This is a genomic window from Streptomyces sp. CA-243310 (assembly GCF_050936775.1).
Classification (GTDB): Bacteria; Actinomycetota; Actinomycetes; order Streptomycetales; family Streptomycetaceae; genus Streptomyces.
In genome coordinates, this window is sequence record NZ_JBNJMF010000001.1 from 3,400,452 (window position 1) to 3,422,513 (window position 22,062).

Annotated in this window: 17 protein-coding genes; 6 read left to right on the top strand and 11 right to left on the bottom strand. The window is 71.1% G+C overall.

The features are described 5' to 3' along the window. Positions 1 to 57 precede the first annotated feature (57 nt). The 3 genes from ACQEVM_RS14960 to ACQEVM_RS14970 form a co-directional block, all read right to left on the bottom strand. A complete protein-coding gene (locus ACQEVM_RS14960; protein ID WP_433078809.1) occupies positions 58 to 1,155 on the bottom strand; it encodes a terpene synthase family protein in 1,098 nt (365 codons plus the stop codon). Between the two features lie 5 nt (positions 1,156 to 1,160). Further along, positions 1,161 to 2,066 (bottom strand): SAM-dependent methyltransferase, encoded by a 906-nt coding sequence (locus ACQEVM_RS14965; protein WP_433078811.1) that lies wholly within the window; start codon positions 2,064 to 2,066, stop codon positions 1,161 to 1,163. Positions 2,067 to 2,543: 477 nt separating this feature from the next. Then, the gene (locus ACQEVM_RS14970) at positions 2,544 to 2,963 is read right to left on the bottom strand and encodes a TOBE domain-containing protein (RefSeq protein WP_433078813.1); all 420 of its coding nucleotides are present in this window, start codon (positions 2,961 to 2,963) and stop codon (positions 2,544 to 2,546) included. 443 nt (positions 2,964 to 3,406) lie between these two features. On the opposite strand from ACQEVM_RS14970, the gene ACQEVM_RS14975 reads away from it, so the two are divergent. Then, a complete protein-coding gene (locus ACQEVM_RS14975) occupies positions 3,407 to 3,919 on the top strand; it encodes a DUF5709 domain-containing protein (RefSeq protein ID WP_433078815.1) in 513 nt (170 codons plus the stop codon). Positions 3,920 to 4,010: 91 nt separating this feature from the next. On the opposite strand, the gene ACQEVM_RS14980 is transcribed toward ACQEVM_RS14975, so the two are convergent. Next, positions 4,011 to 5,732 carry an alpha/beta hydrolase gene (locus ACQEVM_RS14980; protein ID WP_433078817.1) on the bottom strand — a complete coding sequence of 574 codons (1,722 nt, stop codon included), beginning with the start codon at positions 5,730 to 5,732 and terminating at the stop codon, positions 4,011 to 4,013. Between the two features lie 412 nt (positions 5,733 to 6,144). Between ACQEVM_RS14980 and ACQEVM_RS14985 the strand changes: the two genes are divergently transcribed. The 3 genes from ACQEVM_RS14985 to ACQEVM_RS14995 all read left to right on the top strand — a co-directional run bounded on the left by ACQEVM_RS14985 (position 6,145) and on the right by ACQEVM_RS14995 (position 9,749). Continuing rightward, entirely contained in the window at positions 6,145 to 7,617 is a 1,473-nt protein-coding gene (locus ACQEVM_RS14985; RefSeq protein WP_433078819.1) for a basic amino acid/polyamine antiporter, read from the top strand. Between the two features lie 28 nt (positions 7,618 to 7,645). Continuing rightward, the gene (locus ACQEVM_RS14990; RefSeq protein ID WP_433078821.1) at positions 7,646 to 8,374 is read left to right on the top strand and encodes a lysostaphin resistance A-like protein; all 729 of its coding nucleotides are present in this window, start codon (positions 7,646 to 7,648) and stop codon (positions 8,372 to 8,374) included. A 115-nt stretch (positions 8,375 to 8,489) separates the two neighbouring features. Continuing rightward, positions 8,490 to 9,749: an arginine deiminase gene (locus tag ACQEVM_RS14995; RefSeq protein ID WP_433078823.1), complete on the top strand. Its 1,260-nt coding sequence runs from the start codon at positions 8,490 to 8,492 to the stop codon at positions 9,747 to 9,749. A 115-nt stretch (positions 9,750 to 9,864) separates the two neighbouring features. On the opposite strand, the gene ACQEVM_RS15000 is transcribed toward ACQEVM_RS14995, so the two are convergent. From ACQEVM_RS15000 to ACQEVM_RS15010, 3 genes are all read right to left on the bottom strand, one after another. Then, the gene (locus ACQEVM_RS15000) at positions 9,865 to 12,681 is read right to left on the bottom strand and encodes an ATP-binding protein (RefSeq protein WP_433078825.1); all 2,817 of its coding nucleotides are present in this window, start codon (positions 12,679 to 12,681) and stop codon (positions 9,865 to 9,867) included. Between the two features lie 369 nt (positions 12,682 to 13,050). Continuing rightward, complete coding sequence (locus tag ACQEVM_RS15005) at positions 13,051 to 14,409, bottom strand: cytochrome P450 (RefSeq protein ID WP_433078827.1); 1,359 nt, start codon at positions 14,407 to 14,409, stop codon at positions 13,051 to 13,053. Positions 14,410 to 14,423: 14 nt separating this feature from the next. Further along, on the bottom strand, positions 14,424 to 15,461 hold the full coding sequence (locus tag ACQEVM_RS15010; protein ID WP_433078829.1) for a terpene synthase family protein: 1,038 nt from the start codon (positions 15,459 to 15,461) through the stop codon (positions 14,424 to 14,426). 448 nt (positions 15,462 to 15,909) lie between these two features. Here ACQEVM_RS15010 and ACQEVM_RS15015 point away from each other — a divergent pair, with 448 nt between their 5' ends. Together ACQEVM_RS15015 and ACQEVM_RS15020 are read left to right on the top strand one after the other, a co-directional pair. Then, positions 15,910 to 16,305 carry a hypothetical protein gene (locus ACQEVM_RS15015; protein ID WP_433078831.1) on the top strand — a complete coding sequence of 132 codons (396 nt, stop codon included), beginning with the start codon at positions 15,910 to 15,912 and terminating at the stop codon, positions 16,303 to 16,305. Positions 16,306 to 16,538: 233 nt separating this feature from the next. Then, a complete protein-coding gene (locus ACQEVM_RS15020; RefSeq protein ID WP_433078833.1) occupies positions 16,539 to 17,648 on the top strand; it encodes a mechanosensitive ion channel family protein in 1,110 nt (369 codons plus the stop codon). Between the two features lie 30 nt (positions 17,649 to 17,678). Here the strand turns inward: ACQEVM_RS15020 and ACQEVM_RS15025 are convergent, their stop codons facing one another. The 4 genes from ACQEVM_RS15025 to ACQEVM_RS15040 form a co-directional block, all read right to left on the bottom strand. Further along, entirely contained in the window at positions 17,679 to 18,371 is a 693-nt protein-coding gene (locus tag ACQEVM_RS15025) for an NADPH-dependent FMN reductase (RefSeq protein ID WP_433078835.1), read from the bottom strand. 128 nt (positions 18,372 to 18,499) lie between these two features. Continuing rightward, positions 18,500 to 19,645 (bottom strand): bifunctional glutamate N-acetyltransferase/amino-acid acetyltransferase ArgJ, encoded by a 1,146-nt coding sequence (gene argJ / locus ACQEVM_RS15030; protein WP_433078837.1) that lies wholly within the window; start codon positions 19,643 to 19,645, stop codon positions 18,500 to 18,502. Positions 19,646 to 19,872: 227 nt separating this feature from the next. Further along, positions 19,873 to 20,877 carry an SDR family NAD(P)-dependent oxidoreductase gene (locus ACQEVM_RS15035; RefSeq protein ID WP_433078839.1) on the bottom strand — a complete coding sequence of 335 codons (1,005 nt, stop codon included), beginning with the start codon at positions 20,875 to 20,877 and terminating at the stop codon, positions 19,873 to 19,875. Then, positions 20,874 to 22,058, bottom strand: coding sequence for a UDP-N-acetylglucosamine--N-acetylmuramyl-(pentapeptide) pyrophosphoryl-undecaprenol N-acetylglucosamine transferase (locus tag ACQEVM_RS15040; RefSeq protein ID WP_433078841.1), 1,185 nt, complete (start codon positions 22,056 to 22,058; stop codon positions 20,874 to 20,876). Before ACQEVM_RS15040 ends, ACQEVM_RS15035 begins: the two co-directional genes overlap by 4 nt. Positions 22,059 to 22,062: the final 4 nt, after the last annotated feature.

Genomic DNA, 22,062 nt, shown 5'->3' on the forward strand with positions numbered 1-22,062 from the left:
CCGTGCCACGCATGGCGCGGGCCCCGGAACGTCGCCACCGGGGTGCGGGTGCCGCCCTCACCCGTCCAGGAGGTCCCACCACCAGGCGAGGGCCGGCAGCGGCGGTGCCTCCGTCCGCTCGTCGCTCGGCACGTCGCTGTACCGGATGTCGAACCGGGCCCCCTCCACGGGCAGTTCATTGCGGTTGCGCGGGCCGGCGTAGCGCGGCGCCCGGTCCTGCCACGCGAGGCAGCCCGCGATGTAGTGGCCCATCCCCTCCAGGTGGCGGGCGAGCTGTTCGTCCGCGCCGCGGGCCACCTGCTCCCGCAGCCTCAGGAAGAGGCCCATCACCCGGTCCCGGAGCGCCACCGCCACCGGCACCGCCCGCGCCGGTGTCAGGCCCTCCTGGTGGGCGATCACGTTGATCAGGTTCACCTCCCGCGGCTCGACGTGATCGTCCTTGTCGTACGAGAACAGGTCGTTGTCGGCGCTGACGACGAATCCCGCGGCGTCGGTGAGCGCCCGCACCGCGGGCGCGTACAACACGTCGGGGGCCAACCGGACCCCGTTGGCCACGTCGGCCCAGGTGAGTGAGAAGCGGGTGCCGTTCGCGAGGGTTCCCATGGCCGCGAAGTCCGCCAGGCCGGGTACCAGTCCCCGCTCGGCGTTCGCCGCCTCCCAGGCCGCCCCGAGCAGCCAGTCACGCGTCCCCTCGGTGAACCGGCGCAGTTCGAACGGGGTGAGCAGCGCGTGCGTGCGCGTCACGAGGTCGTCGAGGGCGCGGGTCATCGGCCCGTCGGGCAGGACGTCTGCCCCCGGTGTCTCGATGGTCCGCAGCAGCCGCGCGCCGTGGTCGGTGACGGCCGCCGTACGGACGTCGTCCGCCCCCGAATCCTGCCAGTCGTCGACGGCGTTGGCCCAGTAGTTCCACTCGATGAACAGCAGCAGGGCGGTGTCGTCCCCGTGCGGGACGATGCGGGACGAGAAGTCGGCGCTGTGCGTGGCCAGGCTCCAGGCCCGTTCGACGGGATCGGTGTGGATCCCGTGGGAGTCGAGCCAGTCGACGGCCAGGGCCTCCAGTTCCTTGGCCCGGGGGTGGACCAGTCCGGTGGTGAGGGGGCAGTAGAACGCCGGCAGCGGCCTGCCGATACGGGAAGGGCGATCGATGGACGTCACGGTCCTCAGCCCCCGATCCGGAACATCAGCAGCCGGGTCTCGACCGCGTGGTCGCGCCAGAGCCGGAAGAGTCTGCTGTGCACCACGGTCGACTCCTCCAGGCGCCTCGCGGTCCACGCCGCCGGGGCGCCGCCGGCCCGGACCCGGTCCAGCTCGCAGGTGTTCCAGGCCATCGACTGTACCCAGAACTCCGCCACCCGGTCGGTGACGTCCTCGTCCCGTTCGAGGGTGAAGCCCGCCGCCGACGCGGCGCTCACGTACTCCTCGCGCGTCCCGAGCCGGGTCTTGTAGTACTCGTCGAGGAACCCGCGCCACTCGGGCCGGCACACGAAGTGCTCCTGTATGCCGAACCAGCCGCCCGGCCGAAGTGCTCGCGCGACGACCTCGAAGAGTCGGGAGCGGTCCATGTAGCCGCTGCTCTCGTTGGCGTAGGCGGCGTCGTAGGCGTGCACGGCGTCGTGGGCGTGGATGTCGGCCACGTGGGCGCGGACCCGGTCGCCGACGCCCGCCTTTCGCGCGAAGTGGTGGATGAGCGGCACGTGTTCGGCCGCGATGGTGAGACCGGTGACCCTCGTGCGGTGGTGTTGCGCCCAGTACAGCGAGCCGCCGCCGAGGCCGCAGCCGATGTCGAGGAGAGTGCGGGGAGGCCGTTCGTACGCGCCCCAGGAGCGGGCGGCGTGCTCGACTATCTCCTCCTGCGCGCCCACGATGCGCTGCTTGATCACGTCCTGCGGGACCGTGGTGTGCGGGTGCGTGTCGTGCCCGAACAGCCCCAGGTGGAAGTGGACGCGCGGGCCCGGGCCGTACTTGTGGAGGATGTCCGCGGTCTTGCGGCCGTAGTAGAGCCGCACCTGCTCATCGTCCAGGCCCTGCCCGCTGCCTAAGGGAGAAGTGAATGGTGTAGCGCTCATGTCTGCCCGCCCCTTCGTGGCGTAGGGCTGTCGAGGGGGCCGACAACTGGTTTCGGTCACCCCGACTGACGGTTGAAGCATGGATCATCGTGGCACTTACCGGCCGTCCCGTCTGCACACAAGAGCGCTTTGAATCACGGGAGTTGATGAAAGAATGTTTCTGCACACGCCTGAACCATCCCGACCTCGCACGTGACGGGTCGGGGTGGTGGGGCGGACACGTGGTGATGTGACGCGAGTCTGTCCGAGCGTGAACGCGAAGCCCGGGATCCAGGGGCCGGGCGGGCGTCGAAACCCGAGTCCCGCGGGGCCGTCGTTCGCCGTGAGGCGGTCGGGGGTGGTGAGGTCGTGGACCGCCCCTTCCCGGGTGGCGGCCCGGGAAGGGGACGCGCGGAGCGCCGTTCGGCACGGTCGTGGCCGGGAACCGGTGGACAGCCGGCCCGTCCGTGACCAAACCCCGGGCGGGGGAGCGGGGGTTCAGGCGGTGGCGAGGGAGATCTCGGTCGACTTGACGAGGGCGACGACGGAGGCGCCGGCGGTCAGACCGAGGGCCTCGACGGCGTCCTTGGTGATGGCGGCGGTCAGTTCGCCACCCTCGACGCCCACCTTGACGGAGCCCATGGCGCCGCCCGTGGTGACGTCGGTGACGGTTCCAGGGATCTGGTTGCGGATGGAGATGCCCTCGACCGGAGCGGTCGCGAGGGCGACCTCGGTGGACTTCACGAGGGCCTTGACCGCGGAGCCCTCGGCGAAGCCGAGTTCCCGCACCGCGTCGGTGGTGATCGCCGCGGTGATGTCCTGGCCGCCCGCCAGGCGCACCTTCACGGTCGCCATGGCTTCGCCCGTCGTGATGGAGGTGACGGTGCCGGACAGCTGGTTGCGGATGCTCAGGCTCATGGGGGAAACGCCTCACAGGTCTCGGGGGACGGCAGCGCCCCGGGTGGGTCGCGTTGCCGCCGACGCTACTGAAGTACGGGGCGACCAACGGGGACGGCGGCGCGTCCGCCGGTCGAACGGCCCTGTCCGGGTGAACGAGCCGGCACCGCGAGAACCCCAGCCACCTCGTCGGGGCCGGCGCGGCCCGACCCACCCCGCCCGCTGTCGGACGTACCGGGCCCGGCCCCGGGCGCCACCGGTGCAGCGTTCGTCAGCCGGCGGGAGTGCGGCCATGATGGGAGGAGAGCCTGAGCGCTCTGACCATGGCCGGTCGGTACGCGAGAGGGAGATGCGGCGCATGGACGGTGCGGGCGGTCACACGTCGGGGGGCGGCGAGCGGCCGTACCGGCGAGTACGCCACTCCGGTCCTGGCCGAGGCTCGTCAACCCAGACGGGAAAGAACCATGGTCGATGAAACGAATGGCCAGGGCGACGACGTGTACCAGCCCCAGGACACCGACCAGACGTCCGAGGGACAGCCGGACATGGAGAACGCGCTCGACGAGCCGAACGCCGATCTGGGGCTTGACGAGGGCTATCAGACCGCCGCGGACCGCGCGAGCGTGGTGACACGCCACGGCACCACGGGGCGCGAACAGAGCGAGGGCGAGTCGCTCGACGAACGACTGGCCCAGGAGATCCCCGAGATCGGCGAGGCGCCGCGCGCGCCGTTCCTCCTCGACGAGGACGGAGTCGGTCGACTGGTCTCCGTGCGGGACGCGGGCTCGCGACGGAACACGGACGTACTGGGGTTCGACGCCGGCGACGACACGGGGGAGGAGTCCGCCGAGGAGGCGGCCATGCACGTGGTCGGACGCAATGTGGCCGGCGGGACCTCGGAGAGCCGGCACCACATCCTGGCCTGGGAGGATCCTACGGAGACGGAGACGGAGACGGAGACGGAGAGCGCCCCCTGACCCGGTGGGCACCGGGCCCGGCGCCCTCGCGGACACCGACGCGCGGGGTGCCGCCGGCCGCTTGCCGGCGGTGTGCACCCCGCGCGCGGCCTCAGGGTTTGGCGCCGAGGTGCTTGGCGAGGGCGGCGGTTCGTGCGGGGGTCCAGCCCGGGGGCCGGGTGATCTGGGCCCAGGCGGTCGTCGGCATCGTGCCGTAACGGTGTCCGTGGCCATCGGGCACCCCGTCCGCGCCGGCCAGGTCGCAGACCACCTGCCAGAACGTCAGCACCGGATACCAGTGCATCGCCGATGACACGTCCCCCGCCCTGGGGTCGTCGAGCCAGTCGGGGTGCCGATAGGCGAGATCCGGCGACCACCACACGACGGGATCCGAACCGTTCTGGAGGTACACCGAGCGCGGGCCCGTCCACGGCGCCGCGGGAATCGCGTAGTCCGAGGGGACCTGCGCGAACCGCACCTGCGCCCCGTCACCGACGACGGGCCGCCACGACGGGCTGTCCGGAGCACGGCCGTCCGTGAGCGTCTTCCAGAGCGGGTTGGCATACGTGGGGCCGACGAACAGCGCCCCGTCGGTGCGGCTGGTCAGGCCCTTCAGCGTGCCGCCGAGCGCGTTCTCCATGGCGTACGAGCCAAGACTCTCGCCGTACGCGAGCAGCTTCGGTCGGGTCTCGGCCGGCAGTGTCCGCCACTTGTCGTACACCGCCGTGAACAGCGCCCTGCTCGCGTCGGCCGCCTCGTCCTCGGTGAGGACGGACACCCAACTGGGCAGGTACGAGTACTGCATGGCCACCAACGCGCTGTCACCGAACCAGAGGTACTCCAGCGGTCGGCTTCCCTGATCGTTGACCCAGCCGGTGCCCGTCGTGCCCATCACGGCGAGCACGTCCCGCTCGAACCCCCCGGCGCGCTCCAGTTCGCGGACGGCGAGCCGGGCCCGCTCGTCCAGGGAGTCCGCCGTACGCAGGCCCACGTACACCCGGACCGGATCCTTGGCGTCCCGCCCGGTGAAGCGGGCGATGTCCGCGCGGGTGCTCGCCCGGCCGACGAAGTCGCGGCCCTTCGCCCCCAGGGTGTCCCAGGGCGTGTACGAGCCGTCGCCTCCCGAGAGCGTCGTGGAGGTCGGGCGGACCACGCCCTTGCTCGTCCCCTGGTCCGTCAGGGACGCCCCGTTCTCCACCGCGTGGAGGACGCCCCTGAGCAGGAAGCCCTGGACGAAACCGACGACGAGGAAGGCCACCAGGGCGATCCCCGTGCCGTAGGCGACCGAGCGGGGGACCAACCACGTCAGCGGCTGCGCCACCTTGCGGGTCGCCAACCTGAGGCCGCGCGCCGCACACAGGAGCAGCGCCGCGACCAGGCCCGCGAGGACGGGCACCAGCGCCCACTGCCACCACACCACCTGGGGCCGCATCCCGACCGCCCTGCGCATGTCACCCTGCCAGGACACGCCGAACGCCGTCGTCACGACGACGGCCACCCCACAGACCGCGGCCACCGCCGCCCACACGGCGCGCTGCGGGGACCGGGCGGGGAGGATCAGCCTGCGCCCGGCCAGTGCCCGCGTCACCCTGCCGAGGACCGCGCCGAGCGCGTACCCGAGGGCCGCGGTCACCCCCGCCTCCACCCCCTGGAGCCACCACGGGCGGGGGAGCAGGGCCGGGGTCAGGGACAGGCAGTAGAAGAGCGTCGCCAGCACGACACCGGTCAGGGAGAGCCCCCGGCGCACCACGCGTCCGCTCCGCGGGCTCTCGCCGTACCGTCCGTCTCCGGGGAGCCCGCCACTGCCGGGGAGCGGCACGTGGGGAGGTATCACGCTCAGCACCATGGCGGTGGCGTCATCGCGCGGGCCGGGCGCGCCCCGTCGGTGAGCGACGGGGTGGCGCCGGACGACGGGCGGGTACGGGGCGACGGCCGGCTACCGCCGTGGTCACCGGTACTCCGGCTCAGGGGAGCGTGTTCGTCTGGTGTGCGAGTGCTCACTGCGCGAGTCCTTTCCGGCCGCGGCGTTCTCCCCCGATCGTGACGGCGCGGGTGGGTGGGCGCTCGCTGGGTGCGGCCGGACGGGAAGCCGGCTCGTGGGGGCCGGTCCGGGGGCGCCGATCGGGCAAGATCGAGAAGATGCGGGGCCCGGCGAACTGACGGACAGTGGCGGAGTCCACGGACGGACTGCCCGCTCAGGTCGCGCGGGGTCCGGTTCCGAGTCCGGACCGGCGATGAGGAACACCATGTCCCAGGCTGAACGCGCCCCGAGCGCGCCGGAGTCCGCGCCCGCGGCGAAACTGACCCTGCTCACGCTGACGGCCATGGTCGTCGGGTCCATGGTGGGCGCCGGGGTGTTCTCGCTCCCCCGTCGCTTCGCACAGGAGACCGGTGTGGCGGGCGCCCTCATCTCCTGGGCGATCGCGGGCGCCGGCATGTTGATGCTGGCGCTCGTCTTCCAGACGCTCGCGGTACGTCGGCCCGACCTGGACGCCGGTGTGTACGCGTACGCCAAGGCCGGTTTCGGCGAGTACCTCGGCTTCTTCTCCGCCTTCGGCTACTGGGCCAGCGCCTGCGTCGGCAACGTGACGTACTGGGTGCTGATCATGTCCACCATCGGCGCCGTCGTTCCCGCCCTCGGCGAGGGGGACACCGTCCTCGCGGCGGCACTGTCGTCGGTCGGGCTGTGGGCCTTCTTCCTCTTCATCCGGCGCGGGGTGAAGGAAGCGGCGGCCATCAACAGGATCGTCACCGCGGCGAAACTGGTGCCGATCCTCTTCTTCATCGTCCTCACGCTGTTCTACCTCGACCCCGGCGTCTTCGCGGACAACTTCGCCGGCGCCGACTACGCGGGCTCCCTGTTCGACCAGGTGCGCGGAACGATGCTGGCCACCGTCTTCGTCTTCCTGGGCGTCGAGGGCGCCAGCGTGTACTCGCGCCACGCCAAGCGTCGTGAGGACGTGGGCCGGGCCACGGTCCTCGGCTTCCTGAGCGTCTTCGCCGTCTTCGCGTCGGTCACCATCGTCTCCTACGGGATCCTGCCGATGAGCGAGATCGCCGAGCTGCGCCAGCCGTCCATGGCCGGGGTGTTGGAGGCGGCCGTCGGCACCTGGGGCAAGGCCTTCGTCAGCGTCGGCCTGATCGTCTCCGTGCTCGGCGCCTACCTGGCGTGGACGCTGATGGCGGCCGAAGTCCTCTTCGTCGCCGCCAAGGACGAGGACATGCCCCGGTTTCTCGGCCGGGCCACGGCTCAGGACGTACCCGTCCCCGCGCTCGTGATGACGACCGTGCTCTCGCAGATCATCCTGATCGTCACGTTGTTCTCCGACGACGCGTTCAACTTCGCCCTCGACCTGACCAGCGCCCTCTCCCTCATCCCGTTCCTGCTCGCCGCGGCCTTCGCCGTCAAGGTCGCCTTCGGGGACCGCCGCGCGGGGCACACCGAGGCGGCGGTGACCGCCACCGGTCGCCGGAGGCGCCAACTGGTGGTCGCCGTGCTGGCGACGCTCTACACGGCCTTCCTCATCTTCGCGGCCGGACTGCGCTACGTGCTCATCTCCTTCATCATCTACGCCCCGGCGACGATCCTCTTCGTCATGGCCCGCCGGGAACAGGGGAGGAGGCTGTTCTCGCCCCGCGAGTACGTCATCCTCGCCGTCTCGGTGGCCGGCGCGGTCCTCGGGATCGTCGCCCTGGCCTTGGGCTGGGTCGAGCTCTGACCCGAACGGGATGCCGAGGAGACCCGCCATGAACGGCCCGGAGCCGACGGCCTCACGTCGTCCGATCCTGACCACGCGAGCCGCCCTGCTGTGCGTGATCGTCGTCCTGGTGCTCACTAACCTGGCCGACAACCGCTGGGCGCCGTCGTGGATCCTCCTGACCGCCCTCGTGACCACGACCGTCCTGATCGTCCTCGCGTGGCTCGCCGGCTGCGACGCGGACGACATCGGGCTCGGCAGGGCTGATCTGCCCCGGCAACTGCGGTGGGCCGGGACCCTCGTCCTGGTCGTCGCCTGCTGCTATCTCGCGGTCGCACTGGTACCGGCCGGTCAAGGTCTCTTCGAGGACCGGCGCACCGGCGGCCTCGGCGCCCGCGAGCTGCTCTGGCGCGTCTGCGTGGCCGTTCCCGTCGGCACGGTGCTGCTGGAGGAGGTCGCCTTCCGGGGTGTCCTGTACGGCCTCGTGGATCGAGACTTCGGCACCCGGGCGGCCATCGGTTTCTCCTCCCTGCTCTTCGGCCTGTGGCACATCCTGCCGTCGCTGCACCTGAACGACGCGAAACCCGTCCTCGGTTCCGTCTTCGGGCACTCGCCGTGGGGTGCCGTGCTCGTCAACGCCGCGGCCGTGCTCTTCACCGCGGCGGCGGGGGTCGTGCTGTGCGTGCTGCGCCGGCTGAGTGGCGGGCTGCTCGCCCCGATGGCCCTGCACTGGGCGACCAACGCGTTCGGCTACCTCGTCGCCCACCTGGTCGAATGACCGGTACGGCATCTCCCGCACTGAATGGGCGGTTTGTACGGAATGGGGGATCATGGTGCCGTGTGTGCGTCGCGGAGTGCCCGCGTACTCCGACCCGTCCCGCGAGGGGAACCGCATGAACGACTCCGTCCGTCCCGCGCCGACCCCGGGTGTGTACTCGGAAGTCGGCAAACTGCGCAAGGTACTGGTGTGCGCCCCCGGTCTCGCTCACCGCCGACTCACCCCCACCAACGCCGACGACCTGCTGTTCGACGACGTGATGTGGGTGGACAACGCGCAGCGCGACCACGCCGACTTCGTCAACAAGCTGCGTGCGCGGGGCGTCGAGGTGGTCGAGCTCCACGACCTGCTGGGACAGACGATGGCGCTGCCCGGGGCGAGGGACTGGCTGCTGGAACGCAAGATCGTCGCGAACGAGGTCGGCATCGGTCTCATCGACGGCACCCGGGCCTTCCTGGAGACGCTGGAACCCCGCCCGCTCGCCGAGTTCCTGATCGGCGGACTCGCCACGGCCGACCTCCCGGACGAGTTCAGGTCCGAGTACCTGGCCCTGGCCCGCGACGCCGGCGGCATCCGCGAGTACCTCATGCCCCCGCTGCCGAACACGCTCTACACCCGTGACACCACCTGCTGGTTGTACGGCGGCGTCACGCTGAACCCGCTGTACTGGCCGGCCCGGCACGACGAGACCCTGCTGATGAAGGCCGTCTACCGGTTCCACCCCGACTTCAAGGACGCCACCGTCTGGTGGGGCGACCCGGAACGGGACTGGGGCCAGGCGACCTTCGAGGGCGGAGACATCATGCCGGTGGGCAACGGCGTCGTCCTCATGGGCATGAGCGAACGCACCTCGCGGCAGGCCATCACCCAGGTCGCCGCGGCACTCTTCGAGCGGGGCGCCGCCGAACGCGTCGTCGTCGCCGCGATGCCGAAGCTCCGCGCGGCCATGCACCTCGACACGGTCTTCACCTTCGCCGACCGGGACATCGTCACCCTGTACCCGCGCATCATGGACGCGGTCCACACGTTCTCGCTGCGCCCGTCGGACAAGGCTCCCGGCGTCCGGATCACGGACGAGGGCTCCAGGACGTTCGTCGAGGTGGTCACGGAGGCCCTCGGCCTGCCCGACATGCGGGTGATCGAGACGGGCGGTGACGTCTACGCCTCCGAACGCCAGCAGTGGGACAGCGGCAACAACGCCGTGGCGATCGAGCCGGGCGTGGTCTTCACCTACGACCGCAACACACAGACCAACACCCTCCTGCGCAAGGCGGGCGTGGAGGTCATCACCATCGTCGGTGCCGAGCTGGGTCGCGGTCGCGGCGGCGGCCACTGCATGACGTGCCCGCTCGTCCGCGACCCCGTCGACTTCTGACGGACGGACGGACGGACGGACGGACGGAGACAGAGGCGGACGGACGTACACACCCGCGGACGCGCCGACGGGCGGCCGTGTCGTGGCCGCCCGTCGGCATCGCCCGAACCGTCGATCAGATCCCCAGGGCCCGCCGCAGGCCGAGCCGATCGGTGCCCAGCTTGGTGAAGGAGGCCGACAACAGCTCGGACGCCGTCCGCAGATCGGTGCCCAACTCCCTTGCGATCGACGCGTTGTCCAGCCCGAGCGCGGCGTGACGCGCCGCCGCGTGCTCCGCGATCGTCAAGGTCTCCTGTTCGAAGGTGTGCAGACGGCGCGGGCGCAGCCCCGCCGAGGCGAGCTGAGAGCGGGCACGGGCCGCGAGCGCGTCGGCGCCGCAGGCCGCGGCGGTCTCCATGCCCCGGTAGAGCTGTTGGGCCGCCTGGTGCGGATCGCCCAGGGTGTGCAACGCCGTACCGTGATCGACGAGCGCGTGCGCGAGTTCACAGGCGGCCGGCGACTGTTCGAGATGACCCACCGCCTCCTGCAACAGCACGGCCGCCCGGGACGCGTCCATGGTCGTCGCCAGGACGCGCAGGGACTGCCCGATCACGCTCGCCGCCCCGAACGCGCGGGCGCGTGCCAACGCCTCGGTCGCCGTGGCGCGTGCCTGGTCGGGGTCGTGGGTGACCTGCGCCAAGGCCAGGTCCAGCTGCCACGAACTCCACGACGGATTGCGCGTGCCGCGCAGGTCGAGTCGCTTGCCCGCCGCGCTGAGCTGCTGCTCCGCCTCGTCGATCCGTCCCTGGGCCAGCAGAAGCTTGCCCCGGACGGCCTGTGGGTCGGGATAGACCACGGCCTTGGGCAGCTCCTCCGCCAGCCGGTAGGCCTGGGCGACCCGCTGCGCCTCGGCCGTGTTCCCGCGGGCGAGCAACGTTTCGATGAGCGTGCCGATCGCGTACCACTGGGCCGGGATGCCGTGCCCGACACGGTCGGCGATCTGCAGGCCGTTGCGCACGAAGTCCTCGGCCTCGGCGAGCCGCCCGCGCCGGTACCGCACGTATCCCAGCAGGGTGTAGACGAACGACAGGTGCGCTCCGCGCCAGCCCTTGTCCTCGAACTCCACGATGGCGGTGTTGAACAGCTCCTCCGCGCGGCCCGGTTGGTCGCAGTACATGAGCGTGACGGCCACGACCGCCGGCACCTCGAACCCGAAGTCCTGGTCGGTCCAGCTCATGCCGCCGGTCAGCGCCTGCTCCGCGTAGTCCAGGGCCGTCGTCACGGATTCGCCGCGCATCGCGGCGTCCCAGGCCCGCAGCCCCAGGATGTGCCGCTCGGGCAGGCCGCGACCGCTCAGTCGCTTCGCGAACTGGGCGAGCAACCGGGAACGGGCCGGTGAGTTGTCCTCGTCGATCCGGACCGAGTTCCACTTGAACTGCTCGGCCTGCATCCGCAGTCGGGTACGGGAACTCGACGAGAGTCGTGCCTCGTCCGAGAGGAGACCGGCAGCCTCCGCCATCTGGCCCGTGTGGGCGAGGGCCTGGGCGAGACGGTAGGTGATCGCCTCCCGCAGCGCCTGCTCGGTCTTGGGTTCCTCCAGGGCGGCCCGGAGCTGGTTGATGGTCGTCGCGGGTTCGTGCAGCAGGTTGGCGGAGCCGAGCTCGAACAGCACCTCGGCCCGGTCCTCCATGCTCGGCGGTTCGCGCAGCGCGCGGGCCAGGTAACGGCGGGCCGCGTCGGGGGCGCCGGCGGAGAAGCTCTCGCGTGCTGCCTGACGCAGCTGCTGCACCACCCAGGGGTCACCCTCGGGATGCATCTCCAACAGGTGGCGGGCGGCCGCCGCGGCGCCGAAGCCGTCGTCGACCATGGCCTGCGCCGCCATCCCGTGCATGCCCACGCGCACGCCCGGCGGAATCGACCGGTACACGGCGGTCGCGATGAGCGGGTGGAAGAACTCGACGACCTCCTTGCGGTGCAGGCTGGTGAGGACGGTCAGGATGCGGGCGTTGCGCAGACGGTCGATGGACTCGGCGGCCTGCGCCTCTCCGAGGGCCGCGACGCTCGCGACGATGCCGATCGGGACGGCGGTACCGAGTACGGCGGCGGCCCACGCGAGTCGGACCGTGGACGGGCCGAGCTGATCGAGGCGGTCGATCAGGCCGCTGCCCTTGACGGCGGACGCCAGGTCGCGCAGTTGGGGGATGTTCTCCTGGTGGGGCTTCAACCCACGGGCCCGACCCCTCATCGCCAACTCGACGACCTCGAAGGGATTGCCGCCCGTGATCGCCCAACACTCGCGACAGAACACGTCGTCGGCGCTGTCGCCGAGGGCGTCGCGCACGATGCGCGCCACCGCGCTCGTGGTGAGCGTGGCCAACTCGTGCGGACGCGTTCCCTGGCGCCCCATCAGGGCGCGCAGTGAGCCGGCGTCGGCGGGGATCTCGTCCGGCCTGCAGGCCACGAGGATGAGCATGGACAGTTCCTCGGCCCGCGCCGCGAATGCGGTCAGCCACGCCAGGGATTCCGCGTCCGCCCAGTGCGCGTCGTCGACGATCAGCACGACGGGTGCGCTGCGCACGGTCAGATGTGTGACCACCCAGTCGAGGCCGTCCCGCACGCCCTGCGGGTCGGGTGCCGTCGGACCCTTGGGAGCGGCGGTCAGACCGAGGGCCGGCGCGACGATGCCGTACCAGTTGCCGAGGACGTCGCGTCGTCCGTCCTCGCTCATCGCCGCGAACGTGGGTTGTATGAGCTGCCGCATCACGTGGAACGGCGTCTGCTTCTCCTGCTCGCCGCCCCGGGCGAACAGCACGGTGCAGGAGCGCTCCATGGCGTGCCGTCGGGCCTCGCCGAGCAGCTTCGTCTTGCCGATGCCGCCGGCCCCGGCGAAGGTCAGCACGCCGCCGCGGCGGGACGTGGGACCGGTGCGCGAGGTACCGCACAGCTCGTCCACCGCGCGGTGGATCGCGAGAACTTCGGATTCGCGCTCAAGTAAGGGCTGGGTAGCCCACCCTGGCGGTTCCGTGACGTCTGACATTCTTGCCCCCTCCGGCGCGTGCGGCCGAGTGTACGGGCCGGGGGTGGAGTTGTTGCTGCTTAAGCACATTATCGCGGCATCTCGCCACTCGTTCGAGGACAACTCTGTATCCTCGGCTGACGTTTCCCGAGGGGCACGTCAGGAGACTGGCGAGAAGCCGCCTTGAAGCAACGCGATCGTTCGCGGACGGCCCAGGCCCTGTCGTCGACGTCTCGCCCGGCCCGCGGCGCCCGGCACGGCACCGGCACACCGCGGGCCTCACCGGCGCCACCTCGACGACGGCGCCTAGTGCCGCGCGACGGGAATCATGGGCAGTTCGCTGGGTTGGGGTATCCCGGCGGGCACCTCGCGCACCGTGACGCCCGGCGCGGGCACCAGGCGCCAGCGGGAAGCCACGCTCGCCACCGCGGTCAGGATCTCCGTCACCGCGAACGAGTCGCCGATGCACTTGTGCTGCCCGGCGCCGAACGGAATGTACTTCTGGGCGCGTCCCCGCTCGTTCCCCTCGTGTTGCCAGCGGTCCGGGTCGAAGACCGTGGGGTCACGGAACAGGGCCGGGTCACGGTGCAACGCGTACGGGCTGTAGGCCAGCTCCGCCCCCTCGGGGATCGACACGCCGCCCAGGGTGAGCGGAGCCAGTGCCCGCCTGGTGAACAGGAGTGGTGAGTGCAGGCGCAGTGCCTCCTTGAACACGTTGTTCGTGTAGGTGAGTTCGGGTATGTCGTCGGCTCGGACGGGGCGGGTGCCCACCACCGCGTCGACTTCCTCGTGAAGGCGCCTCTCCACCTCGGGATGGCGGCCGAGTTCGTGGAACACCCAGGCCAGGGTGGTGGCCGAGGTCTCCGTGCCGGCCAGCATGATGGCGATCACCTCGTCCCGCACCTGCTCGGCGGCCATCGTCGCGCCCGACTCGGCGTCCACGCTGGACAACAACAGCGAGAGGAGGTCGTGACCCTCCGGGCTCCTCTCGGCGCTGTACTGCGCGATCACCTCGTCGATGGTCCGACGCAGGCGGGTGGCGGCCGCGTCGAACCGCTGGTTGTACGGGATCGGAAGCCGGTCAAGGGCCTTGGGCATGACCGCGCGGACCAGCATGCCCTCCAGGACGATGGGCAGAGAGCGGTGCACCTCGGTGATCGCCGGCCGGCTCAGCTCGCCGGCGAAGATCATCTCGGCCACGGACGACATCGCGTACCCGCGCGTCTCGGTGACCATCGAGATCTCGCGGCCCGCCGTCCACGACGCGGACATGCTCTCCGCCTGCCGGCTCATCACCTCGGTGTAGTCGGTGATGTGGTTGCGGTGGAAGGCCGGCTGCATCATCCGTCGCTGCTTGCGGTGGAACTCCCCGTCGGTCGTCACGATGCCGTTGCCGAACACGGGGCGGAGCCGGTCGAAGATCCGGCCGCGGCCGAAGTGTTGCGCCTGCTGCACCAGTACGGCGTGCACGTGCTCCGGACTGGTGAGGACGTGCATCGGCCACGTGCCGATGTCGAGGCGCACGATGTCGCCGTGTTCGCGCAACGACTCCAGGAACGCGATCGGTTGCCGCCACAGCTGTAGTGCGTGACCCAGGAGGGGTAACCGCCCTGGTGCGACGGGGGCGTTGACCGCGGGGCCGGAATGTTCCACTTGCGTAGCCATGGGTCGACTCCCTGTCATGCCACCGAGACGAGATCCGGGCGGATGTACGCAGACTCCAGCCCGGCCGCGAACCGTTCGTCGCGGTACCTCGTGCACTCGTAACGCTGCCACAGATCCGCGCCGATCATCCAGTCCTCATGGCTGCGCACGCATCGGGAGACGACGGCCCGCACGGCGGGGTCGACATCACCTCGGGCATCGATGACCCGGAACAGGCGGTCCTTTCCGGACAGGTACTCCTCGATGCGGGTCTGGATGCGCCCCTCGACGGCCCGGACCGCGTCGGAGAGGGAGCAGCCCTCCCACGCCGAGATGAGCGAGACCAGGTTGTTGTTGTCCCCGCAGGAGTACTCCTTCGGCAGCGAGAACACGTCGTTGCCCCACGAGATGATGTCGACCGAGGCGGCGACGAGCGCCTGGAACTCCGGCAGTTCGTGGATGTGCGGCGGCACGTCGATGCCCAGGCCCGCCTCGACCACGTCCATCATCGGCAGCATCTGCGAACTGTGACGCCGCATCAGGACGTAGTCCTCGACGGAGGGCTGCCCCTCGTTCCCGCGATTGCCCGCCTCCTGGTCCAAGGAGCCCAACATCAGCGGGACATGGGCCCGGTAGCGCGCGGCGGTCACCTCCGACATGCCCGCGAGGATGCGGTCGCACAGGTCGATGAACCCGGTCACCAGTGGATTGGGCCGCGAGGACGCCGCGCCCGTCCTGCCCGTGGCCAGGTACGTGGTGATCGTGTCGGTGACGGGCCGCCAGGCCGTCAACTCGCCCGTCCTGATGAGGTGGTCGTGCTGGTCGTCCAGGACGAAGGACCAGGCCATCCACTCGGCGAGGAGGACGATCTTCTCGTAGGGCACCTCACCGCTGACGCGGCCGGCGAGATGGCCGAAGCCGATCCCCGCGAACTGCTCCGAGGCGTCGGTGACGAGTTCGTGGTGCAGGGCCCACGAGGTGGCCTCGTTGTTGGCACGCGCGGCCTGCGGATGCTTGGAGTTCCCGAACGGAAGGTGGAAATCGGGAACGGAGAAAAAGTCGAGCTGGGCCATTGATCCCCCCACGGAAGAGTCGGATTCGCCAATACCCGCTCAATGTACGATCGTCAGCGCACTCGCGTGCACATCAGTATCGGAACACCCCTCTACTGAGACCTCGCCACGGGGGTCACACCCCGACCGCCGGATGAACCGGTCGCGGACTGACCTGATCCCGCCACGCGCGACCACATCAGGCCACGCGTGAAGTAATTAACCCGCAGGGCGCGGCGCACTGTCAATGTAAGACGAGGGGGGATGTGGAATTCATCCAGGCGTTGCCGAACGCGCATTCAGAAGGAATATGCGAGAGGCATGGTCGAACGGCTTCGCCGCCCGGACCGCACCGCGGGTCGGCCGTGGCCGGAGAGGCGGGGGAAGCACGCGGTGTGGCCGAAGAGCATCGCCGCCCCGTCGGTCGCTCCCTACACTGCGGTTGGACGCGGCCGTCAGGGGTGGGGGCATGATCGAGCATCATCCGAGGGAACCGGGCGACGACCACGCGGCCGATGTCCTGGGCTCCTACCTGGAGTTGCTGCGGGCACGCCTGGACGGGGAGCGGTTCGAGGCGCTCATCACGGCGGTCCGAACCACCTGCGCGCTGCTGGAGGACGACCACGGGACCGCGTGGGAAGTGCCCGCGGAACACCACCTCCCGGCGGAACTCCAGCGCGAGTACCTGTCCCTGATGGCCGTGATGATCACGGGTCACCTGGACCACCGCCTGGTGGAGCTCGCCGCCCCCGACGGGGCCCGGGGCTGGGCGGTCGTGGACAACACCCATCCCGACGCCGAACGGGCCTGGATCGACATCGAACTCGACGGGATCGTCCGCGCCACCGACTTCCCCACCACCTGATCCAGCCACTCGGGACGGTTCCGCTCCGTCCGCCGAGCGGCTCCGCCCGCCCCACCTGCGCCGCCTTCCGTTCCCATGCGGCAGGATGGCAGCCCGTTCCGGATCGCACACACGCCCGAACGGGCTTCTTCGTACGACGAACTGACAGGTGACAAGGTGACGACACACCCGATACGACGCCCGGCGGCGCCCGCGGCCCCCTCCCCGGACCGCCGCGCGACGGGAGACGCCCGTTGAACCGGAGCCTCGTCCTGCACGACTGGCTGGTGGCCGGCATCGCGTTGGCCGCGGGCTGCGCGGGGGCCCTGCTCCTGCGCGCCCTGCTGCGCTGGCTCGGCAAGCACGCCCTGAGGACGCGATGGAGCGGCGACGACATCATCGTCCACGGCCTGCGCACCCTCGCGCCGGGTGCGGCGGTCATCGCGGGCACGGCGGTGGCGGCCTCGACCCTCCCCCTGACCGCGAGGGTCTCGGGCTTCGTGAACCAGACCCTGACCGCGCTGCTCATCCTCATCGCCACGCTCGCCGCCGCCCGTGTCGTCGCGGGTCTCGTCCAGTCCCTGGCGCAGTCGCGGACCGGGGTGGCCGGTTCGGCGACCATCTTCGTGAACATCACCCGGGTCGTCGTCCTCGCGATGGGGGTCCTCGTCGCCCTCGAAACGGTGGGTGTCTCCATAGCCCCCCTGCTCACCGCGCTGGGCGTGGGCGGACTGGCGGTCGCCCTGGCCCTCCAGGACACCCTCGCCAACCTGTTCGCGGGTGTGCACATCCTCGCCTCGAAGACGGTGCAGCCCGGCGACTACATCCGTCTCACCAGCGGGGAGGAGGGTTACGTCGTCGACATCAACTGGCGCAACACCGTGGTGCGCAACCTGTCGAACAACCTGGTGATCATCCCCAACGGCCGGCTGGCCCGCACGAACATGACCAACTTCACCCAGCCCGAGCAGCAGTTGTCGATCCTCGTACAGGTCGGGGTGGGCTACGAGAGCGACCTGGAGCACGTGGAACGGGTGACGCTGGAGGTCGTCGACAGCGTGATGGTGGACATCAACGGGGCGGTCCCCGACCACGAAGGGGCCGTCCGCTTCCACACGTTCGCCGATTCCAGGATCAACTTCACGGTGATCCTCGGCGTGGGGGAGTTCAGCGACCAGTACCGGATCAAGCACGAGTTCATCAAGCGCCTCCACCGGCGGTTCCGGGACGAGGGCATCTCGATCCCGGCGCCCACCCGTACGGTCGCGATGCGACCCGAGGACGCATTCCGGTCGGTACCCACCGCGGGGATCCCGCACCAGCGGGAGGTCCCGCCGACGGTGCCGATGGACAGCGCGCGGTAGGGGGCGCCGGCGAGGGTCGGTGCCCGGCGCTCAGTCCTCCGCGCGCTGGGTCACCGGGGCGCTGCTCTCGTCGCCCAGGAACTCGTACCAACGGCGCTGGAGGCACAGGTACCGGGTGTCGGCCTCGGCCAGCGCGAGGAACGAATCGACCGTGTCGGCCAGCCGTTGGCGCAGGCCCGGGTCGGTCAGCTCGCCGTTCTCGCCGAAGGCGGAGTGCGCCGCGGCGAGGCTGAACATGTCGGGGTACACCCGGGCCCCGAGGTGCTCCAGGGGAACCCGCAGCGCCCAGAGTCCCCTGTTCCCGCCGACCAGCGAGGGGGAGGCCGACACGAGCAGGGTCTGCTTGTCCTTGAAGGGCTGGGGTCGGAAGCGGGAGACCCAGTCGACGGCGTTCTTCAGGACTCCGGGCATGGAGGCGTTGTACTCCGGAGACGCGATCACGAGGGCCTGCGCCGCGAGGAGCCGCTCCCGCAGGGCAGCCGCTCCGGCCGGCGGGCCCTCGGCCGCCTCGGTGTCCCCGTCGAACGTGGGCATCGCGAACTCCCCGATGCCGGCGAGGTCCGCGGTGGCGCCCGACCGTTCGACCTCGCCGGCGACGAGGGCGGCCAGCCGGGCGTTCACGGAACCCTGACGGGACGACCCCGCCAGGACGAGGACCCGCAGGGCGGTGGTTCCGGCCCCGCCGTCGGAGTCGTTGTCGTTCACGCCGCTCGCATCCGTCACGTGCGGGACCGTAGCCCACCACCGCGGCGCCCGGCCCGCTCCGGCCGGTCGGGGCGCGCGCCGTCACCCGGGCGGCCCTACGGACGGGCGTCCGCCGGGGCCCGGGACCGCCACGACCCACGCGGAGGTCAGGTGGTGTAGTCGGCGTTGATCCGAACGTAGCCGTCGCCCAGGTCGCAGCCCCAGACCCGGGCGGCCGCGGTACCGGTCTCGAGGGAGACGTGGATCAGGACCTCGTCCGCGTTCATGACCTCGGTCAGCCCGGCCAGGTCCGGCTCGGCCTGCGGGTAGACGACCAGGTCGCCGAAGCGGATCACGACCCGGTCCGGGTCGATGTCGGTGTCGTCCTTGCACTTGCCCACGGCCATCGCGACCCGCCCCCAGTTGGGATCGGATCCGTGGACGGCCGTCTTCACCAGCGGCGAGTTGACGATCGCCTTCGCGACCCGACGGGCCTGCTCCTCGTCCCGCGCCCGGTCCACGACCACCTCGATGAGCTTGGTGGCACCCTCCCCGTCCCGGGCGACCTGCTTGGTGAGGTCCTCCGCCACGGCGTACAGGGCCGCCTCGAACTCCGCGACGTCCACCTCGCCGGCCGCTCCGTTGGCGAGGATCACGGCGCTGTCGCTCGTGGAGGTGTCCGAGTCCACGCTCACGCAGTTGAAGGTCCGGTTCATCACCCGCCGGAAGACGGCGTCGAGTTCGTCGGCGGGCAGGGCCGCGTCGGTGAAGTAGTACGTGAGCAGCGTGGCCATGTCGGGCTCCAACATGCCGACGCCCTTGGCAACTCCGACCAGGGTCGCCGATCCGATCCGGGCCCGCGCCAGCTTCGGGTGGGTGTCCGTCGTCATGATGGCCTCGGAGACGGCGTCGAAGTCGGCCTCCTCGCCGGCCCGTACCCGGGGGATCCCCGCCCGCATCGTCTCCATCGGGTACGGCCGCCCGATGACCCCGGTCGATCCGATCAACACCTCCTGCGGCGCGCATCCCACCAGCTCCGCGGTCAGCGCGACGACCTCCTCGGCGTCACGCGCACCGCGTTCCCCGTTGGCGACGTTGGCGTTCTTGGACACGGTCACCACCGCGCGCGCCGATCCGTCGGCCACGTGCCTGCGGCTGAGCGACACGCTCGGTCCGGCGAACCGGGACTGCGTGAACACGGCCGCCGCGGCGCAGGGGTGCTCGGAAACCACCACCGTGAAGTCGCGGGTGGTGTCCTTGACACCGAGGTTCGCGACAAAGGTGTGGAATCCGATGGGGTTCAGCTCCGACACGCGAGATCTCCGGTTCGTTCCGTAGGTCGGCCAGTTCCTCTGATCGCCGTGATGGTAGCAACCTGACACCCGCCGACAGGCCCGTGTCCCGGCGGTCGCCCACGGGTCCTGACCTGCGACTCTCGCCCGACGCGTGGTCCGGCCGAAGCGTCACCGCACAGGGGGAGACCCGACGGTCACGCCCAGGGGCGGGGGCGCTCCCGGTCGACCGGGAGCACCCCGTCCGGTCAGACCTGGTAGCGGTCCGGGGCGAAGAGGGCGAGGTTGGCCGCGATCCAGTCCGAGGTACGACGCAGCCCCTCCGTGAGGGATACCCGCGGCTCCCAGCGAGCCCACTCGCGGGCCCGGGAGTTGTCCGACAGCAACCGCTGTACCTCGCTGCCCGAGGGGCGCAGGCGCGACGGATCGACCACGACTCGGGCCTCCCGGCCCGACGCCGTGATCAGGGCCTGCGCCAGGTCCCCGACGGAGATCTCCCGACCCGTCCCGAGGTTGACCACCTCACCGAGGGCCCGGTCGCACTCCGCGACCGCCAGGAAGCCCTCCGCCGTGTCGGTGACATACGTGAAGTCCCGCGTCGGGGAGAGGGATCCGAGACGGATCTCGTCCGCCCCGGAGTGCAGCTGGGCGAGGATCGTCGGGATCACGGCACGCGCGGACTGTCGCGGACCGTACGTGTTGAACGGCCGCACCACCGTCACCGGGAGTTCGAAGGCGTGGTGGAAGGAGAGCGCCATCATGTCCGCGCCGATCTTCGAAGCGGAGTACGGGGACTGCGGCTGGAGCGGGTGGCTCTCCGCGATCGGGGCCGTCAGCGCGGTGCCGTACACCTCGCTGGTCGAGGTGTGCACCAGCCGGCGCACCCCGTGCCGACGGCAGGCCTCGGCCATGTTCTCCGTGCCGGTCACGTTCGTCTGGACGTACGCGCCGGGCGAGGCGTAGCTGTACGGGATCCCGATCAGCGCCGCCAGGTGGAACACGGTGTCACAGCCGGCCACCGCGTCGCTGACCCGGCCCGCGTCGCGGATGTCTCCGGCCCACATCTCCACGGGTCCGTCCGGCTCGGCGAGGTACCGCGCCAGGTGGCCCTTCTCGGCGTACGGCTTGTAGTGCACGAAGGCGCGGACCCGGGCGCCCCGGGCCACCAGCAGGTCGACCAGGGTCGAGCCGATGAATCCCTCGGCGCCGGTGACCAGGACCGTACGGCCGTTCCAGTTGTTCGTGCTGCTCATGCTCGCTCCAGGAGGGGAAGGGTGATGCCGGCGACGCGGAGGACCTCCGCGGCCAGCAGTTCGGCGGCCCGCGCGTGCGGGCCGGGGTCGGCGGCGCCGGCCATCGCCGACAGCCGGGCCGGGTTCGCCAACAACGGACCCACGAGGTCCGCGAGCCGATCGGTGGTGGCGGCGGCGTCGGGCAGCAACAGCCCCGCGCCGGCGTCGGACAGCACCCGCGCGTTGTGGGTCTGGTGATCGCCCGGCGCGTGCGGGTACGGGACCAGGACGGACGGGACGCCGGTGGCGGCGAGTTCCGCGACCGTCGCCGATCCGGCCCGGCACACCACGAGGTCCGCGGCGGCGTACACGAGGTCCATCCGGTCCAGGTACGGCACGGCGCGCGCGATCCGCTGCCCGCCCGACGCGGCGAGGTCCGCCACCGCGTCCGGCAGCGCCGCGGGCCCCGTCTTGATCAGCAGCTGCACGTCGTGCCGCCCCTGCCAGAGCCCGGCCAGCCCGACGGCCGCCCCGGTGAGCCGGACGGCGCCGAGACTGCCGCCGTTGAACACCACGAGCCGACGCCCGTCCGGTACGCCCAACGCCCGCCGGGCCTCGGCGCGCAGCAACGCCCGTTCGTGACCGGGCAGTTCGGCGAGACCGGCCAGGGCCGCGGAGATCGGCATCCCGGTGGTCAGCGCCCGTTCCCCACCCGCCAGATGCTCCCGGCTGCGGTCGAAGGCCACGGCGACGTGCGGGGTGAGTCGGGCCGCGAACTGGTTGGCGCGCCCCGGGACCGCGTTGGACTCGTGGATCAGCGCCGGCAGTCCGGCCAGCCGGGCACCGAGGACGGCGGGCGCGCTCGGGTAGCCGCCCATGCCGACGACGGCGTGCGCCCCCTGGGCCCGGATCACCGTCCGCGCCTGCCCGGCCGACCGCAGGAGCGCGGCGGGCAGCAGGTAGCGCTTGGCGCCCAGCGCGGGATCGAAGGGGATCATGTCGACGGTGTGCAGCCGGTACCCGGCGCGCGGTATCAGCTCGGTCTCCAGACCGCGCTCGGTCCCGATGAACGAGACCACGGCGTCGGGAACGGCCGCGCGCAGGGCCTCGGCGAGAGCGAGCCCCGGATAGATGTGGCCACCGGTGCCGCCGGCACCGATCACGACGGACAGGGGAGCCGGGGGAGTGTCTCGTGTGGTCATGGCG

What these genes read in the sequence shown, in the direction of transcription:
- ACQEVM_RS14965 (WP_433078811.1), bottom strand. Translation starts at nt 2,066, where the DNA reads ATGAGCGCTACACCATTCACTTCTCCCTTAGGCAGCGGGCAGGGCCTG.
- ACQEVM_RS14970 (WP_433078813.1), bottom strand. Translation starts at nt 2,963, where the DNA reads ATGAGCCTGAGCATCCGCAACCAGCTGTCCGGCACCGTCACCTCCATC.
- ACQEVM_RS14975 (WP_433078815.1), top strand. Translation starts at nt 3,407, where the DNA reads ATGGTCGATGAAACGAATGGCCAGGGCGACGACGTGTACCAGCCCCAG.
- ACQEVM_RS14985 (WP_433078819.1), top strand. Translation starts at nt 6,145, where the DNA reads ATGTCCCAGGCTGAACGCGCCCCGAGCGCGCCGGAGTCCGCGCCCGCG.
- ACQEVM_RS14990 (WP_433078821.1), top strand. Translation starts at nt 7,646, where the DNA reads ATGAACGGCCCGGAGCCGACGGCCTCACGTCGTCCGATCCTGACCACG.
- ACQEVM_RS14995 (WP_433078823.1), top strand. Translation starts at nt 8,490, where the DNA reads ATGAACGACTCCGTCCGTCCCGCGCCGACCCCGGGTGTGTACTCGGAA.
- ACQEVM_RS15005 (WP_433078827.1), bottom strand. Translation starts at nt 14,409, where the DNA reads ATGGCTACGCAAGTGGAACATTCCGGCCCCGCGGTCAACGCCCCCGTC.
- ACQEVM_RS15010 (WP_433078829.1), bottom strand. Translation starts at nt 15,461, where the DNA reads ATGGCCCAGCTCGACTTTTTCTCCGTTCCCGATTTCCACCTTCCGTTC.
- ACQEVM_RS15015 (WP_433078831.1), top strand. Translation starts at nt 15,910, where the DNA reads ATGATCGAGCATCATCCGAGGGAACCGGGCGACGACCACGCGGCCGAT.
- ACQEVM_RS15035 (WP_433078839.1), bottom strand. Translation starts at nt 20,877, where the DNA reads ATGAGCAGCACGAACAACTGGAACGGCCGTACGGTCCTGGTCACCGGC.
- ACQEVM_RS15040 (WP_433078841.1), bottom strand. Translation starts at nt 22,058, where the DNA reads ATGACCACACGAGACACTCCCCCGGCTCCCCTGTCCGTCGTGATCGGT.